The following is a 16,093-nucleotide window of genomic DNA, read 5'->3' as shown; positions in this document are numbered from 1 at the left end:
AATGAACAGCTTCGATACCGTCATTCTGGGAGCCCTCACTCAACTGCAGCTTCCTCCCCAGGTCAATTACGCCATTGGGGTAATTGCCGACTTCTACACGTTCAAGGGCTATTTGCTGATCCCGCTGTTGTGGTGGATCTGGTTCCAGCCCCACGAGCGACGCGGCTGGCGCCGCGAGATTGTACTCGCCACGCTGGCGAGCGCCCTGATTGCACTCGCGGTGGGACGTCTCCTTGCGCGCGTTTTGCCGTACCGGGAACGGCCGCTATTCACACCGGGCCTGAATCTGCATTTCGCCTCGTCGCCCGTGCAGCTCGCCGGGCTCATGCACTGGAGTTCCTTTCCAAGCGATCACGCCATGCTGTGGACGGCGGTGGCGATGGGGATCTTCCTCGTCTGGCGAGGGATCGGCATACTCGCGTTCGTTTCTGTCGCGGCATTCGTCTGCTTTCCACGGGCCTATCTCGGCTATCATTACCCGACGGATCTGCTCGTCGGCGCCGTAATCGGCATCGTGATTACCTGGATCATGACGCGTAGAGCCGTGAGAAGGCGCACTGTCAAGCCCTTCATGCGCTATGTCATGCGCTACCCCGGACCCGTCGCGGCGGTCGGTTTTCTGCTCTGTTTCGAGCTGGTCACTCAGTTCGACGATCTTCTGCGGCTCGCCCGTTCGGTACTGCATACGGTGACATGACGGGTGCGGGCGTCGATGGCGATCGCGAGCGGCATCACCTCGATCGCAGCGCTGCTGCGGCCTGGTTGTACGCCGAGGCCACTGGATTTCATGTGCTCGATTATGTGGCACACGTCACCGCGTTCATCGCCTCAGTGCCGTGAGTACTGGCTTATTTCGGAGTGCTACGCGCTGCAATGAGATCGATCACTGGGAAATGACGACCCTCGCATTGCACTACTGCGTATCGCTGCGAGCATGTGTCGTGATCTGCACGAAATCGGCAACGATATGCCCTGCGCCATAATGCGCTTGCATCTGCTTCAACTGCTGCCCCACCGCCGCGAGGTAAGCGGAGCGAGACTCCGAAGCCGGGCGCAGACCATCGAACAACGGCGCGGGCGTAATCAGCAAAACGATCATCTCCGTGCCGAACGGCTTGTCCACCAGCCAGTATCCCGATCCTCCGACCGTCGCCGAGAAGCCGGCCGGCGCCTGGTTGTCGCGCTCGACATTGCTGGGAACCAGATGCACGACACTGCCGTCGAGCGCGAAGTAATCCACGTTGACGTATGAATCGAAATGCGGCGTGGTGATATCGACGACGAGCGGCATGCCCTGCGTCAGCCGCGCGTCGAGCGGCCGGGTATGGATCGTCGCGCCGCCGGCCGCCAGATGATTGGCGCGCCAATACGGCGCGAACGCGCTGACCACTTCGCAGTTGTGGTTCTCTACAGCAGTCACATCGAGCTTCGCGGCCTGCCCGCCGGGCGTTTGCGCGAGCGCGTCGTGAACGTGCGCCATGTTCTCGCCCGTATTGGCGAAGCCGCGCACCTGGAGCACGTGCTCGGGCAGCGACGCCGCAAGCGCCGAGCACGGAATGCGCGCGAGCGTCGCATTCAGCGCGGCGATCGACGCCGCGTCGGCCAGCGGCGCACTCGATGCCGGAGCCGCTGCAACTGTGCTCGCGGCAGGTACGCTCGCGACGACCGCCACTGGCGCTGTGGCAAGCACCGGCGAGGCCGGCGCCTGCGAGGCGGCCTTCGTCGCGCTAGCGGGCGCCATAGCGGCCATGGAGGGCCTGGCGCCAGTTTGCCCGTGTCCGGAAAGCACGCGATACCCCACCCATAACCCCGCAGCGACGACGACCGCGCCCACGCCGATGGCGCCGACCCGCGCGCCCGGGAACGCAGAGGCATGCGTGAGCACGCCCATGCCCTCGAGAAACTGATTGACGCTCGCGGTGCGCGAGGCGCGGTCAAACGAAAGCGCTGCGCTCAAGGTGCGCCATTGAACGCGATCGAGCCCAGGCGGCCGCTCGGCGCGCATCTTGTCGCTGCGTGCCTGCGTTGCCGATTTGCGGTTGAACGGATGCTTGCCCGTGAGCAGTTCGTAGGTCACGCAGGCGAGCGCGTAGACATCGTCGCGCGGATCCGGCTCCCGATGCTCGAACATCTCCGGACTCGCATAGGCCGGCGTGATGCCGCCGAGCGTCGCGGGATCGAACACAGTGACGTCGGGATCTTCTTCGGGCCGCTGGAACACGCGCGCTATGCCGAAGTCAATCACTTTCACATCGCCGCCGTCGGTGAGGAAAACATTGGCGGGCTTGAAGTCGCAATGCACGAAGCCGCGCTCGTGCGCGTAGGCCAACGCCTGCCCCATCCCGGCAATGATGGGCCGTGCCTTTTCGAATGACATGCCCGCAAAACCGGGCGCGCGCAGCAGCTTGCTGAGCGGCTTGCCCGAAAGATATTCCATCGTGAGGTAGACGAGGGGCCCGTCGCGGTCGAAGTCGTACACCGTGACGATATTGCGGTGCGCGAGCGTCTGCGCCTTGCGGGCCTCGCGCTGCAGCGCGATCAGCGAAGTCGGTTGGCCGCGGAACTGCACGTTAAGCACCTTGATCGCGATATAAGGTTTGCGGTCCGAAGCTTCGAGCTTGCGCAAATCGAGCGCCTTGTAGACGGTGCCCATCCCGCCCACACCCAGACATTCTTCGAGCACGAAGCGTCCGTTGAGCGTGTCGCCGATCCCCTTCAAGTGTTCCGCGTCGTCGCCCGTGGCGGCGCTCCGGGCAGCGGCAAGGGCTTCGTGGATGCGAGTGGAGTCGTCGACGGTCGCCGCGTTGTCCTGGCGATATTCGATGCGGCGCAGGACCTCGGCATACACGGCATCGGGCAGCGGATGGACGGTTTGCGTCGCGTCCACCGCTTCGCGCAGGCGAGCGCAATTGGCCGCGTCGACCGCGAGCACGTGGTCGATCTCGGCGAAGAACGCCTCGCGTGAGAGCGCCCCGCTCTGGAATGTCTGGATCAGCTGCGCAAGGCTCATCATTCGTATGCCTTCAACTCAGCTTCAGGATGGCCGAGGCGCTTTGCGTCACACGTTCCCGGCGCACGATCGCGCCGCGCGTGGCTGCTGCCGCGATCCCGTCGAGTCCGCTGCAACGCGGTCCCGTCATCTTTAAAGCATACAGACTGGCCGCCGCATCTGCGCGCACCGTGGATCTTAGCCGGCGCACGCGCTTGCAACCGTACAACAAGGTCTGATGAGAGATTAATCTGCGGCAACGCCCAGTGCAATCGGTGCCTGAGCCTGGCCTATGACACGCACGTGTTGCCACGAATCCAACGGCCGCGCCGCGCGCTGTTGGGGTCGCCCCATCAGCGTTTTTGCGCGCGAGCACTGCAGGCTGTCCCGCACCCACCCGTCGGCTTGCCGCAAAGCCCCGTCGCAGGGGCGTCGAGCGGTTTGTGGCGTGCGCGGGATGCCGCTGGCACACCCTGTGCATCAAGAGGAGCGAGCCGCAAGATACTGCAGCTCAATCACCAACTACCCCATACTGCCCTCCTGGAGAACTGTCATGAGCAAGCTGATGATCGCCGACCTGAGCGTCGCGCAAGAACTCGACCGCAAAGCAATGAGCGCCGTTCGCGGCGGCGGCGGCCTGAGCCTCTGGCCCGGCTACTACCCGGCGCCGTCGTTCAAGTACGACACGACGAACTTCACCGCCCAGCAGTTGATCGGCCAGACGAACACCATCGAGAACAACGTGGGCAACGACGTCGCCTTCGCGCAGAACATCCACGCGACGGTCAACCCGGTGCAGACGGCCCACAACACGATCAACTTCTGATCGTCCCGCCGGCGGCGCGGCCGCACGCTGCGTTCATGCGCGTGCCGCGCCCGCCCGGGTCCATCCGCCCAATACATCAGCAACTGGAGGCTCATCATGAGTTCCCTCGTTATCCGCGAGCTGGCTCCCGGAACGGCACTCGACCGCCGCACCATGACAGCCGTACGCGGCGGCAACGGCAGCTCCTACGGTGGCTACGGCCCGATTGCGAATATCACCGTTTCGCCGAACATCGTGCAGAACATCTCTCAGGTTCAGGTGGTCGACGTCGCTGCGCTCAACAATATCGGTTATATCGGCGCCGGCTTCGGGCCGCTGAATCTCAAGGTCAATCCTACTCAATACGCGAACACCGGCGTGACTTTCTAGCCGCGGCCGCGAAGGGACCATGCAGACGGCGCCGCGAGGCGCCGCCTGCTTGCTTACGTGCGCCACGCGCCACCGCCTATACTCAAACGAAACCCGTAAGCCCAATCCGCTCTCGTGGAGCAGACCATGAGCATTATCGTCATCAAGGACCTTACAGAAAGCGTGGAACTGGACAGGGAGGCAATGGCAGCGATCGTGGGCGGCGCCCGCGTCGCCTCACAGCGCACGCTACTCGTGCCGCGGCCATTTATCGGCGTACGCGTGGAGATCGAAGGCTCGCCCGCCCAGCGAGGGCCGGGAACCATCCCTACGGCGCGGCCCCGCCCGACGCTGCTGCGTTGAATTCACGCAGCGCGCGCAGTCATTGCCGGGCGCGTGCTGGCAGGCGGAAATACGCACCACGTGCCGTCGTCGTGACGGAAGAAGAAGATTGCAATCGTGCGCGCGGGATGCACCGCTTCTACGCAGACATAGCGCAGCCGCTGCTCCTGTGTGCGGCTGAAACGCACCACGCGGGCCGGCACGCGCGCGTTCGGTGCGAGCCACTTGTCGACGAGGGTGCGTAGCGAGGTTTCGGCGGAATTCATGATGGTCTCCGATGCAAGTGGCGAGGCGCGTCGTAATGGTCTCGATACGGCGTTCACACCGCGTGCGCGGCGTACGCGTCGCGGCTGGCCTGCGCGCGGCGCGCGTGAACCAGCGCGCGCACCACGCGCAAGCCGGCCAGCGGATGCGCAATGCAGGTGCGCACCTGGTCGCTGCGGCCCTTGCCGTCCACGCACCAGGTGCAGAAGTGTTCGCAGTTGTTGCTCAGCAGGCGGTAGCGGTCTTCGCCGAGACGCGAGCGTGCACGCGCCACGGCTTCGCGGCCCACGAACGCCGCGCACGGATGCGCGACGACGGCGACTTCGTAGCCGGCCGCAAAACGTTCGAGCGCGACCTCTTCGATCGGACCGCGATGCAACGACACGCACAAGCCGGCATAGTGGACGACGCGCCCACCGCCGACGTAGATACCGTGATGGCTGTAGCCCGCGCGACGCGACACGAGATGCGCGCCGAGCGGCGGTTCGTCTGCGTGCAACGTCGGTTGGAGGTCGGGGCTCATGGCTGCATCCGTCGGGCTGGTTGCCGGCTTCCGCTGCTGCTCAACGGTTTGCCGGTTGCCAACTACCTGCATCAGCTATGCCATGCGTCCGGACACGGTGCAATAAGCCGTAGCGGGAGGACTTAAGCGCTGGAGGCGCCCGTGTGTCGGGAGGGCGCCAACTCGGGTGCTTCGATTGTGTCGCCGCCGAGCCACCAGTTCGCCACAACAACGGTTGACGAAGCGCGACGGTGTATGTGTCGGAGTCCTGATGACGACGTGCAACCCACGTGTTGGCGAGCGCACGACCATTGCGCGGCGGCGGCACGAGACGCGGGCCCTCCCGGAACGCGCTCCGCGAGTGCGATGTCATATGGGGCATGCGTAACAGCGAGATGGCGCTCGAGCGCCGCGTTTCGCCGAAGAATGGCATGCTGCTTGCACGGTATGGTCGGAACGCCGCGCGCCCGCAGCCAACCATCTTGACGGAGACCTGTCATGACCTCGCTCGCCATCACCGACCTTCATCTGCAATGCGATCTCGACCGCAAGGCCATGTCGTTTATCCGGGGCGCAGGCGCGCCGTGGGTATTCGGCTGGATACAGCCTTACGAGCCCGCGCAGCCTTCGCCGCTCGGACCGATCATCAACCTCTACCAGACCAACAACACGTTTTACGCAAATCAGGTCGTCAATCAGAATCAGACACTCGACGTGACCAATTCGGCGTCGAACTCGAACGTTGCGGTAAATGTGGGCCAGAACGGCAGGAATAACGGACTCGTCGCGTAGCCTATGGAGGCTCGATCGTGACAGGCGGATTGCTATGGAGCTCGGCATCGCGCACGGACGTAGGCCGTGTGCGGGCGCTCAATGAGGACGCATGTCTCGATCAGCCCCAGCGGGGCTTGTGGGCAGTGGCCGACGGCATGGGCGGGCACACGGCGGGCGATCTGGCCAGCGGCATGATCGTGCGCGCGCTCGGGGCGCTTGTCGTGCCCAACGCGCTCAGCAGTTTCTCGGCTACGGCGCGCGGCACGCTGCAGACGGTGAACCACCAGTTGCGCGAAGAAGCGGCGCGACGCGGGGTTCGCATGATAGGTAGCACCGTTGCCGTGCTGATGGCGAAGGGGCGCGAGTTTGCATGGTTATGGGCGGGCGACAGCCGCATCTATCTGTACCGCGACGCGCAGCTCGAAGCTCTCACGACTGACCATAGTTACGTGGCGGAGCTACAGGCGCAGGGGCATTTGAGCGCCGAAGCGGCGCGCCACCATCCATCACAGCATTTGATAACACGAGCCGTCGGCGCGGCAGACTGGCTTGATCTGGACGAAGGCCGCATCGTCGTGCGCGACGGAGACTTCTTTTTGCTGTGCAGTGACGGCCTGAGCAATGAAGTGCAAGCGCCCGAGATGGTGCGGGCGCTCGAGGCCGGGGATTGTCAGCATGCCACTGATGTGCTCGTCGAGATGGCCTTGCAGGCCGGGGGGCGGGATAACATTACCGCTGTCGTGGTGAAGGTGGATGATACTGTTGCGTCGGATCGGACGCTGGTTAATCCTGCGGTGGGGCGCTAGTTTTGGTTTTTTTCTTTTTTGCTTTTTCTTTTTGATTTTTGCTTTTTGCTTTTTGCTTTTTGCTTTTTGGTTTTTGGCCTTTCCTTGTTCCGCGTCGGTACGCCCAGCGTTGACCCTGTGGGGGGCGGCACTTCCTTCCTTTGCCGCGGTCATGACGCCGAGAAGCTCCCTGCACTTTGCAAGTTCCCAGGCAACCAGACGTCCGTCCGGCTCGCGCGGACGACGTGCGAACCGGCGAACGGTTCGCACAGAACCCGCCAAGTGCGGCGCGGCGCGAGCGGCGCGACGTTTCGGCGCAGGCGCGGTGGCGAATCGCTGAGCCGTAGCAAAAAAAACGAAGGCGCCGAACGACGCCCACGAGACAAAGCCCACGGCGCCCTCCGCACCATCGGAGAGCAGCGGCCGGCCGGACGCACGAGAAGATCGCGAAGCGCCCGGGCGTCAGTTCGTGAAGATCGGCACGAGCCCGTTGCGAGGCGCCTGACGCGCGCCTGTCCACGTCTGTCGCCGTGTGAGGTGGCGCTTCCGGGTAGATCAGTCCGGGCAATAGACCTGCGGCAGCGGTGGTCTTTCCGACCGGAATGACAGCGCCTTGTACCTGGCAATCCTTGACGATTTATCTGACTGTTCATGCGAGCCCGCGCAAGGATCGGGCGATTGAGCATTGCTGGCCGGCTCCGTTCAGTGTAACTCTTGCATCCCAACGACTTCCTCGCAATGAGAGCTAGAGAGAGCGCATGAATGCTGTGAAACGAACCATCGCGGAAGCACTTCTTCCGCATCAACCTCTTCATCATCCCGCACTTCCAGGTGGAAGGCATGGAAATCGGCCTGTCGCTCGTGTCGCAGATGCCGAAGGCCAAGGGGTGAACTCGGCGCTGATCTGACGTTTTCTGTGCGAGCCGCCGGGGTACCCGTGGGTGCTCCGGCGGTGCTTTTGCGTTTTGCGTATCCGGGAGGTTTTCGATGTCGTGGCTCATGCCGTTACAGGCTTATGAATTGAAGCTGGCGCCGCATCCGGCGCCGTTCTCGATCGTGAGGTTCGCTGGCCTTGACCGGATCAGCCAGCTCTACGAGTACGAGATTGAATTCACAAGCCCGATAGCGGGCATTTCGATGGATCAGGTGCTTGGGCGTCCGGCCCGGTTCATCATCGATCCGGTCGACCCGAACATGGGTCACCTGCAGCGCATGTTTGGCGAGAACGCTGAAAAATTTAGCAAGAAGCCGCCCGCACAGACCGTCCACGGCATCATCACGAAGTTTGACGAACTCGAGACCTCCGCCGACGAGACGCGTTACCGCGTCAGGCTCGAGCCTGCGATGGCGGACCTCAACCGGGGCAGGACGAGCCGGCTATTCCAGAAGCAGTCGGTCGAAGAGATCATTACCGACACGCTGCGGCACTATGGTTATCGCGCGGGTGTCGACTTCAGGTTCAACCTGCGCGGCGGCCAGTACAGGCGGCACGAGTACATCACCCAGTATCACGAGACGACGTTCGCGTTTATCCAGCGCATCTGTGCGGAAGAAGGCATCTGGTTTCGCTGGGAGCAGAAAAAGGATTACGCGGTGATGGTGTTCGGCGACGATCTGGATGCGTACGCGCGCAAGCAGCGTACGGTGCCGTATCGTCGTGATTCGGGCCTCGAGAGCGTGGGTGCCGACTCGATCAAGTCGCTGCGGCGGCGCACCCGGCGCGTGCCGCAATCCGTGCGCCTGCATGACTACAACCATCGCCAGGCCGACGTCTCGCTGCTGGTCGAGGAGAACACGGCACGCGGGGACAAGACCACTAACGCTGTCGACTATCACTGGGGGGAGCACTACGAGACGCCGGAGGGAGGCCGGCGTATTGCCCGTCTGCGGCACGAGGCTCACCTCGCGGGCCAGGTGACGTTCATCGGCACGGGCAATCCGTTCTGGCTGGAAGCCGGCGAGGTCGTGCTGGTCGACCCGGTTCAGGTCGAAGCGAAACACGGGATCTTCATCACGTCGGTACGCTCGCACGGTGGGCGCAACAAGTCGTACCGCGTGACGTTCGAGGGGATTCCTTCGGATCGGGTCTGGCGAACATCCATGGACACGATCCCGAAACCGGAAATCAGGGGCGTCCTGCCGGCCCGGATTACGTCACCCGGGAATTACAAATATGCCTATCTGACGGAAGAAGGCTGGTACGTCATCAAGCTGCCGTTCGATCTCGACGAGTGGAGCCCGGGTGGCACAAGCCGGCCGGTGCGGTTTGCCAAGCCCTACAGCGGCGACAACTACGGTCACCACTTCCCGTTGATCGATTCCGCCGAGGTGGCGCTCGAATTTACGGCCGCGGATCCAAACCGCCCCATCATGATCGGTGCGATGCATGACAGCCTGCATCCCGATCTCGTCAACAACTTGAACAATACGCGCAATCTCATCCGCACGGCTGCCCAGAATGAAATGCGCATGGAGGACAAGGAAGGCGTCGAGCATATTCACCTGACGACGCCGTTTCAGACCAGCGAGCTCAACCTTGGGCATATGGTCGACGGCAATCACAAGGAGCGGGGAAAAGGTGCGGAGTTGCGTACGGACGAGCACGTCGCAGTGCGAGGAGCTAAAGGCGTCCTGATCTCGGCGCACGCTCAACCTGATGCGCAGGGTACGCAACTGGACATGCAACCCGCTCAGGCATTACTTGAGCAGGCCCTTCAGCAGATGCAGGCACTCGGTCAGGCTGCGATCGCGGCGCAAGCGGTGGCAGCAGACTACGAACGTCAGCGCGAGCTGCTCGATGGAACGCTCAAGGACCTGAAGAGCGCGGGCGTTCTTGTGAGCGCACCTGACGGGATGGGACTCGCTTCCGGGACGGATCTCCAGCTGACCGCAGACAACCATCTGATTGCGACCGCTGGTGGGAACGCCGATATCGGCGTATTGAAGCGCTTTACGGTCGCAGCCGGTGAGCTCGTGTCAATTTTCGCGCGCAAGCTTGGGCTGAAACTCTATGCCGCGCGCGGCAAGGTCGAGGTTCAGGCTCAGAGCGATGAGATGCACCTGACGTCGGACAAGGACATGTGGATGACCAGTGCCAATGGTCGAGTCACAATTGAAGCGAAAAGCGAGCTTCTCCTCAAATGCGGCGGGTCCTATGTCCGGATTTCGCCCACAGGCATTGAAGATGGCACGCAGGGTAACCGGAAGATCAAATCGGCCGCCTTCAGCCGGCAGGGACCAGCGAGCCTCCCTGCCGACCTGCCTGTGTTGCCCGTACCCGCTGAGACGGAATGTGCGCAGCGCGCGAGTCGCGCCGGTATGCCTTTCGCTCGCATGTAATTCTGTTGCCACCGACTTGATCCGGTATGCCACTTAGAGAAATTGAACCTGTGCTGGAACGTTTTCGAACCCAGTACGCCGCGTACAAAGCGATTCATCCGCGTCTGCAACTCTATGCGCTGATCGATATCGCCGCGATACCGGATAACAGGCAGTATGCCTTGTCCGACATCATTGAGACGATGCCGCGCGTATCACTGTACGCTAACATCGGTCTCGACAACCTGGCGGAGACGGGCCCCGTGTTGGTCCCATGCCCCGAGCCGGAAGGCGTTGAACCGTTGCGCCTGATCCGCGTGCTTCTGGGGCTGGCCAGGCGCGATAGCCGGCTTGTGTCGTGGTTGTGGGTCACGCATGAGGTTGAACCACTCGTCGACCACTTGCAGACACTGCTGCACGCACGGCTTGAATCGGACGGCCAGGAATCGTGGTTCTTCTTTCATCAGCCGGCTTACCTGCCGGTGCTGTATCGGACGCTGCCTGAAGACTCCCATCGGTACATGTTTGGCCCGTGCGTCGCATGGTGGTGTCTGGATTTCCATGGCGCGCTGGTCGAACTGCCCGGCGAGAATCTGCCGATCCCCACGGCGTGGGATGTTTTTCCCGTCCCAGAAAATGTGGAAGAAGAAATTTACCGCGTTGGCGCCCCCGCCCAGGTGCTGGCATGGCTTCAACGCGCGCGTCCCGATGTGCTCGACAACACGCTTGACGCCAATGAGCAATTGCAGCGGATCACGCCATTCGTCGGGCGTGCATTCGGATATGGCCTGACCGGCAAGGTCGATCAGGGCGTGTATGCCGCAACGGGCCTGCTGTATGGACGACGGTACGATGAGCATCCTGCGCTGCAGGCTGTCCTCACGCGCTTGCAGAAAAGCAGGCAGACGCTGATCGATGCCTACATGGCGGTGGGCGACACTGTCTGGCGAGAGGTGGGCGAGGCGGCCCGCCTGCGAGCCGCGGAAGCCGCTGCGCAGGAATACCATGCAAGCCTGATGGAACGCGGTTACACGTTCGTGCGCGTCCAAATCTTGAACGACACCGATATCCCCAGGCGAAAGATCGAACTGCTGTCATCCGGTGAAAGCTATCCGGGCAGCGCGATGCTGGGCGACGTTGACGCTAGAGGTTTTGAGGCTACGGCGATCGGGATCGCATCCGCGCGGGTGCCGGTTCCGGGCACCGCTGTCACTGTGAAGTGGATCGGGCCAACGGGGGCGTCATCGGATGAGGTTGTGGTGACTGGGGACCTGCCCCGCGCCGATGGTGAGGGAGTGGCGGTCGTGAGGTTTGCGCGCAACTGGCGAATCTACGTGAGCATGCATGCTGATGAACTGAAGCTGCAGGTGCGATCTTGATAGTGGGAAAGAACAGAGGCAGGTTGAAACTCGTCACTCAATACATCCTTGTCGTGCTCTTCACGCTCCCGCTCAGCGGGTGTGTCGTAATCGCCTGCCAAATGGCACTTCTTTCGAACCCGGACTACGAGTGTTGGAAGTAGCGCGCCCCGATCATGGACGTACGACAGATGCAGGACAAAAGGAGAACCAGACAATGAAAATGAGCTCGCCTGTTCTTTGGAGTGGTGTTAGATGTGTTCGCCGTCTACGAGTGAAGAGGTTCCTAAGATACGCAGCGCGTGTATTTTTGGCTGCGGTGTTTGGTGTGGTAACCGCTTGTGCTGCGGCCCTGCCGAGTGGCTACGTCGATGTGTCGGCGTGGAGCGCGAACTACACTGAGGACTATATCTACGATTACTCGATCCAGACGGCAACCGGCAAAAATACGGGAGCAGGGGGCGCCAAGGTTCGCGGGATTCTCGCAAGGCGGGACGGGTGGAAGTGAATGTTGTGCGCAAGTTCCTGGTGTAGGACAGACGGTCAAAGTGGTATGGCGAGCAGGAAGGCGTGATGAAGAGGCGCGGCTGGGGAAGACATATAGCCGCGACGTGGTGGTGAAGGGAAGCATGCCAATGAAGAAGGGTGCCTTCAACATTCTGATGACCAGATTCTTTCCGAATCACCAGGTCGAAGTGGAGCTGATATCGGACCGTGGGGAAGCTGGTGAATCGGCAAGTCCTCGCGTCGACAAGCTGTATTACGGCGTGCGCGTAATGCGTCAGATGGGAGAGTAACTATGCAGGACTGGCTAACCGACGATCCACAGCATTTCCTTCAGGGAATGAAAACCGCCACGGAACTGCACGCAGAAGAGTTCATGACCTGCACGACCTGCGAGCAGCAGCCGTGGTTCAGTTTTTTCTTCGATGGCGCGGGAAATAATCGAGATCTTGACTTGCCGCTGAGAAAGTAATCCTTGGAAGTTGTCGCGAGTCAATAGAGAAGGCGTTACGACAGCGTGGTGGCAGTAGTCGATGAACCGAACGAAAGGTGAGCAATGAGACGCGTGATATGTGGATTCTTCGTACCGTTGTTGATCATGCTGACCGGGTGCGCCGTCGGTCAGCCGAGTGGCTACGTCGATGCGTCGGCGTGGGGAGCGAACTATACCGAAGACTATATCCATGACTTCTGGATTCAAACGGCTTCAGGGAAAGACACTGGAATGGGGGGTATTCAGGTTTCGGAGTTTTCGCGAGGCGGCAAAGGGGGACGTGAATGCTGCGCACTGATCCCAGGAGTCGGTCAGACGATCAGGGTGGTGTGGCGCGTTGGGGGGCGGCAAGAAACCAGGTCAGAGTAGAAGACGTACAGCAAAGACGTGGCAGTCGCGGGTGCGACGTCGAGCGTGCCTGACGCGATGAATTTTTTGATTGTACGTTTCTTTCCTGGCCACAATATCGAGGCCGAATTCGTTTCTGAATCAGCAGAGCCCGATGGCAAGCCAAGTCCCCGAGTGGATCAATTGTTTTATGGGCGTCGAGTCATGCGACAAATGGGAGAATGAAAGTGCAGGACTGGATAACCGATAACCCGATGCACTTTTTGCGGTCGATGAAGACTGCCACGCAGCAGCATGCAGAAGAATCCATGACCTGCACCTCGTGCGAACTGCTACCGTGGTAACCGCAATCGAAAAAAAAGCGAGGCAGACAATGAGATGGATGGTAGGCGCGTTCCTGGTGATGATATTTGGCGCGGGCGGGTGCGCCCTTGGCCAGTCAGGCGGATATGTCGATGCATCGGCATGGAGTGCGAACTACACCGAGGACTATATTCCTGAGTTCCACCTTGAAACAACGTCCGGAAAGAATCTGCTGCTGAATGGTATTCAGGTCAAGGAATTCTCTAGGGGGGGAACGGGCTCTTCCGAATGCTGCTCGCCAATTCCAGGCGTCGGGAAAACGATCAGGGTGGTGTGGCGCATTGGGGGGCGGCAAGAAACCAGGTCAGAGTGGAAGACGTACAGCAAAGACGTAGCAATCGCGGGTGCGACGTCGAGCGCGCCTGACGCGATGAATTTTTTGATTGTACGTTTCTTTCCCGGCCACAATATCGAGGCCGAATTCGTTTCTGAATCAGCAGAGCCCGATGGCAAGCCAAGTCCCCGAGTGGATCAATTGTTTTATGGGCGTCGAGTCATGCGACAAATGGGAGAATGAAAATGCGTGACTGGATAACCGCCAAACCGATGAACTTTTTGCCGTCGATGAAGACTGCCACGCAACTGCTATGCAGAAGAATCCATGACCTGCACCTCGTGCGAACTGCTACCGTGGTAACCGCAATCGAAAAAAAGCGAGGCAGACAATGAGATGGATGGTAGGCGCGTTCCTGGTGATGGTATTTGGCGCGGGCGGGTGCGCCCTTAGCCAGTCAGGCGGATATGTCGATGCATCAGCATGGAGTGCGAACTACACCGAGGACTATATTCCTGAGTTCCACCTTGAAACAACGTCCGGGAAGAATCCGCTGCTGAGTGGTATTCAGGTCAAGGAATTCTCTAGGGGGGAACGGGATCCTCCGAATGCTGTTCGCGAATTCCAGGCGTCGGGAAACGATCAGGGTGGTGTGGCGCATTGGAGGGCGGCAAGAAACCAGGTCAGAGTGGGAGACGTATAGCAGGGACGTCGTGGTCACTGGCGCGATGCCAACGAAGAAAGATTCCTACAACATCTTGATGGTCCGATTCTTTCACGACCATGACGTAGAAGCAGAGTTAATACCGGACCGAGGGGAACCGGGCGGTTCGGCAAGTCCTCGCGTCGACAAACTGTTTTCGGGGCGGCGCGTGATGCGCCAGATGGGAGAATAACGATGCAGGACTGGATAATCGACAATCCGATGCATTTTTCGCAGTCGATGAATAACGCCACGCAGCTGCATGCGGAAGAATTCATGACCTGCACCACGTGCGAGCAGCAGCCGTGGTTCAGTTTTTTCTTCGATGGCACGAGAAATAATCGAGATCTTGACTTGCCGCTGAGAAAGTAGTCCTTGGAAGTTGTCGCGAGTCAATAGAGAAGGCGTTACGACGGCGTGGTGGCGGTAGACGATGAACCGAACGAAGGGTGAGCAATGAGACGCGTGATATGTGGGTTCTTCATAGTGTTGTTGAGCACGCTGACCGGGTGCGCCGTCGTTCAGCCAAGTGTCTACGTGGATGCATCGGCATGGAGTGCGAACTATACCGAGGACTACATCCACGAATTCTGGATTCAAACGGCTTCAGGGAAAGACACTGGAATGGGAGGTATTCAGGTTTCGGAGTTTTCGCGAGGGGGCAAAGGCGGACGTGAATGCTGCTCACTGATCCCAGGAGTCGGGCAGACGATCAAGGTGGTGTGGCGCATCGGTGGGCGTCAGGAAGCTAGGTCAGAGTGGAAGACGTACAGCAAGGATGTCGTGGTCATTGGCGCGATGCCAAAGAAAAAAGACTCCTACAACATCTTGATGGTTCGATTTTTTGACGACCATCAGCTAGAAGCTGAGTTAATACCGGACCGCGGGGAAAGCGGCTTGCCGAGTCCACGCGTCGATAAACTGTTTTCGGGGCAGCGCGTGATGCGCCACATAGGAGAATAACGATGCAGGACTGGATAACTGACAATCCGATGCACTTTTTGCAGTCGATGAAAACCGCCACGCAGCTGCATGCGGAAGAATTCATGATCTGCACCACCTGCGAGCAGCAGCCGTGGTTCAGCTTCTTCTTCGACGGCACGGAAAACAATCGCCGGATCGACGAACCAAAGCAGAAACTGTCCAACATTGCCCGTTTGTTCGCGGGGCATGTTGACGAAAGCGAAGCACCACTTATCAACCGATTATACTATCCTGGTGTCGGCACGCCGCTCGATGCCAGTGATCCGAGCTGGTGGGAAAAGATCCGCGACAGCGAAATGCTGGGTGGTGGTATCGGATTGGGTGGCGACGTGCGTTTGGCGAAGGCCGAGAAAGAACTTGTTGAAAGCTTGGCGAACAATCACAAGGTTAGTCGCATCGACATTGCGGTGTTCGGTTTTTCGCGCGGTGCCACACTCGCCCGGGCGTTCGTGAACCGGCTGCTGAAGAAGTGCACGCTGAAAGACGGCGTGCCGCACTGGCCGTGTCCGACGGCGGTGGACGGCCAGTCCGCACCGCTGCATTTCCGCTTTCTCGGGGTGTTCGATACGGTGGAGTCGGTGGGGCTACCGGCCCATAACCTTTCCGACATGCGCATGCTGGTGCCCGAGCAGGTGGAGCGGTGCGTGCACTTCGTCGCCGGCCACGAGCTGCGTGCCTGCTTTCCCGTGACGCCCGTGCGCGGCACGCAGGCATTCTACGAAGAAATCGTATTGCCGGGCGTGCATTCCGATGTGGGCGGCGGCTATCGGCCCGAGGAACAGGCCCGCTCCGACCTGCTCGCCCGCATAGCGCTGAACCGCATGCGCCTTGAGGCAGCAATAAGCGGCGTGCCGTTCACCGCACCAAAGCTCGCCGAGAAGGACGTGTTCGCCCTTTTCGAATATGACGACGACGTCA

General features: G+C 60.7%; 19 protein-coding genes. 15 read left to right on the top strand and 4 right to left on the bottom strand.

The window, feature by feature from the left end:
* Window position 1: 1 nt before the first annotated feature.
* Together M3I53_RS23475 and M3I53_RS23470 are read left to right on the top strand one after the other, a co-directional pair.
* Window positions 2-697, top strand: coding sequence for a phosphatase PAP2 family protein (locus M3I53_RS23475; protein ID WP_254318229.1), 696 nt, complete (start codon window positions 2-4; stop codon window positions 695-697).
* A complete protein-coding gene (locus M3I53_RS23470; protein WP_254318228.1) occupies window positions 694-840 on the top strand; it encodes a hypothetical protein in 147 nt (48 codons plus the stop codon). Before M3I53_RS23475 ends, M3I53_RS23470 begins: the two co-directional genes overlap by 4 nt.
* 73 nt (window positions 841-913) lie before the next feature.
* Here the strand turns inward: M3I53_RS23470 and M3I53_RS23465 are convergent, their stop codons facing one another.
* Window positions 914-3,013 (bottom strand): serine/threonine protein kinase, encoded by a 2,100-nt coding sequence (locus M3I53_RS23465; protein ID WP_254318227.1) that lies wholly within the window; start codon window positions 3,011-3,013, stop codon window positions 914-916.
* 529 nt (window positions 3,014-3,542) lie between these two features.
* Here M3I53_RS23465 and M3I53_RS23460 point away from each other — a divergent pair.
* From M3I53_RS23460 to M3I53_RS23450, 3 genes are all read left to right on the top strand, one after another.
* On the top strand, window positions 3,543-3,815 hold the full coding sequence (locus M3I53_RS23460) for a hypothetical protein (protein WP_069262244.1): 273 nt from the start codon (window positions 3,543-3,545) through the stop codon (window positions 3,813-3,815).
* Between the two features lie 96 nt (window positions 3,816-3,911).
* Entirely contained in the window at window positions 3,912-4,184 is a 273-nt protein-coding gene (locus M3I53_RS23455) for a hypothetical protein (protein WP_254318226.1), read from the top strand.
* A gap of 126 nt (window positions 4,185-4,310) precedes the next feature.
* Window positions 4,311-4,526: a hypothetical protein gene (locus M3I53_RS23450; protein WP_254318225.1), complete on the top strand. Its 216-nt coding sequence runs from the start codon at window positions 4,311-4,313 to the stop codon at window positions 4,524-4,526.
* Window positions 4,527-4,528: 2 nt separating this feature from the next.
* On the opposite strand, the gene M3I53_RS23445 is transcribed toward M3I53_RS23450, so the two are convergent.
* Both M3I53_RS23445 and M3I53_RS23440 read right to left on the bottom strand, forming a co-directional pair.
* Window positions 4,529-4,771 carry a hypothetical protein gene (locus M3I53_RS23445; RefSeq protein WP_028204751.1) on the bottom strand — a complete coding sequence of 81 codons (243 nt, stop codon included), beginning with the start codon at window positions 4,769-4,771 and terminating at the stop codon, window positions 4,529-4,531.
* Between the two features lie 53 nt (window positions 4,772-4,824).
* Window positions 4,825-5,292: a lecithin retinol acyltransferase family protein gene (locus M3I53_RS23440; RefSeq protein WP_254318223.1), complete on the bottom strand. Its 468-nt coding sequence runs from the start codon at window positions 5,290-5,292 to the stop codon at window positions 4,825-4,827.
* Between the two features lie 477 nt (window positions 5,293-5,769).
* Between M3I53_RS23440 and M3I53_RS23435 the strand changes: the two genes are divergently transcribed.
* From M3I53_RS23435 to M3I53_RS23415, 5 genes are all read left to right on the top strand, one after another.
* On the top strand, window positions 5,770-6,063 hold the full coding sequence (locus M3I53_RS23435; protein ID WP_254318221.1) for a hypothetical protein: 294 nt from the start codon (window positions 5,770-5,772) through the stop codon (window positions 6,061-6,063).
* A 14-nt stretch (window positions 6,064-6,077) separates the two neighbouring features.
* Complete coding sequence (locus M3I53_RS23430) at window positions 6,078-6,851, top strand: PP2C family protein-serine/threonine phosphatase (RefSeq protein WP_375542572.1); 774 nt, start codon at window positions 6,078-6,080, stop codon at window positions 6,849-6,851.
* 966 nt (window positions 6,852-7,817) lie between these two features.
* Window positions 7,818-10,169, top strand: coding sequence for a type VI secretion system Vgr family protein (locus M3I53_RS23425; RefSeq protein ID WP_254318219.1), 2,352 nt, complete (start codon window positions 7,818-7,820; stop codon window positions 10,167-10,169).
* A gap of 50 nt (window positions 10,170-10,219) precedes the next feature.
* On the top strand, window positions 10,220-11,527 hold the full coding sequence (locus tag M3I53_RS23420; protein ID WP_254318218.1) for a DUF4123 domain-containing protein: 1,308 nt from the start codon (window positions 10,220-10,222) through the stop codon (window positions 11,525-11,527).
* A gap of 614 nt (window positions 11,528-12,141) precedes the next feature.
* The gene (locus M3I53_RS23415; RefSeq protein WP_254318217.1) at window positions 12,142-12,303 is read left to right on the top strand and encodes a hypothetical protein; all 162 of its coding nucleotides are present in this window, start codon (window positions 12,142-12,144) and stop codon (window positions 12,301-12,303) included.
* Between the two features lie 14 nt (window positions 12,304-12,317).
* On the opposite strand, the gene M3I53_RS23410 is transcribed toward M3I53_RS23415, so the two are convergent.
* A complete protein-coding gene (locus tag M3I53_RS23410; RefSeq protein ID WP_254318347.1) occupies window positions 12,318-12,695 on the bottom strand; it encodes a hypothetical protein in 378 nt (125 codons plus the stop codon).
* On the opposite strand from M3I53_RS23410, the gene M3I53_RS23405 reads away from it, so the two are divergent.
* The 5 genes from M3I53_RS23405 to M3I53_RS23385 all read left to right on the top strand — a co-directional run.
* Entirely contained in the window at window positions 12,609-12,872 is a 264-nt protein-coding gene (locus tag M3I53_RS23405; protein ID WP_254318342.1) for a DUF3304 domain-containing protein, read from the top strand. The two genes, M3I53_RS23410 and M3I53_RS23405, sit on opposite strands and share 87 nt — an antisense overlap.
* Before the next feature lie 352 nt (window positions 12,873-13,224).
* Entirely contained in the window at window positions 13,225-13,731 is a 507-nt protein-coding gene (locus M3I53_RS23400; protein ID WP_254318216.1) for a hypothetical protein, read from the top strand.
* A gap of 655 nt (window positions 13,732-14,386) precedes the next feature.
* Window positions 14,387-14,563 carry a hypothetical protein gene (locus M3I53_RS23395; RefSeq protein ID WP_254318215.1) on the top strand — a complete coding sequence of 59 codons (177 nt, stop codon included), beginning with the start codon at window positions 14,387-14,389 and terminating at the stop codon, window positions 14,561-14,563.
* A 114-nt stretch (window positions 14,564-14,677) separates the two neighbouring features.
* The gene (locus M3I53_RS23390) at window positions 14,678-15,154 is read left to right on the top strand and encodes a DUF3304 domain-containing protein (RefSeq protein ID WP_254318341.1); all 477 of its coding nucleotides are present in this window, start codon (window positions 14,678-14,680) and stop codon (window positions 15,152-15,154) included.
* Window positions 15,155-15,156: 2 nt separating this feature from the next.
* On the top strand, window positions 15,157-16,093 hold a 937-nt coding region (locus M3I53_RS23385), incomplete at its 3' end, for a DUF2235 domain-containing protein (RefSeq protein ID WP_254318214.1).

Origin of the sequence: Paraburkholderia sp. CNPSo 3272 (genome assembly GCF_024206495.1) — a bacterium.
Lineage (GTDB): Bacteria > Pseudomonadota > Gammaproteobacteria > Burkholderiales > Burkholderiaceae > Paraburkholderia.
The sequence above is the reverse complement of the archived record's forward strand: the minus strand, read 5'-3'. Positions and strand labels throughout refer to the sequence as shown.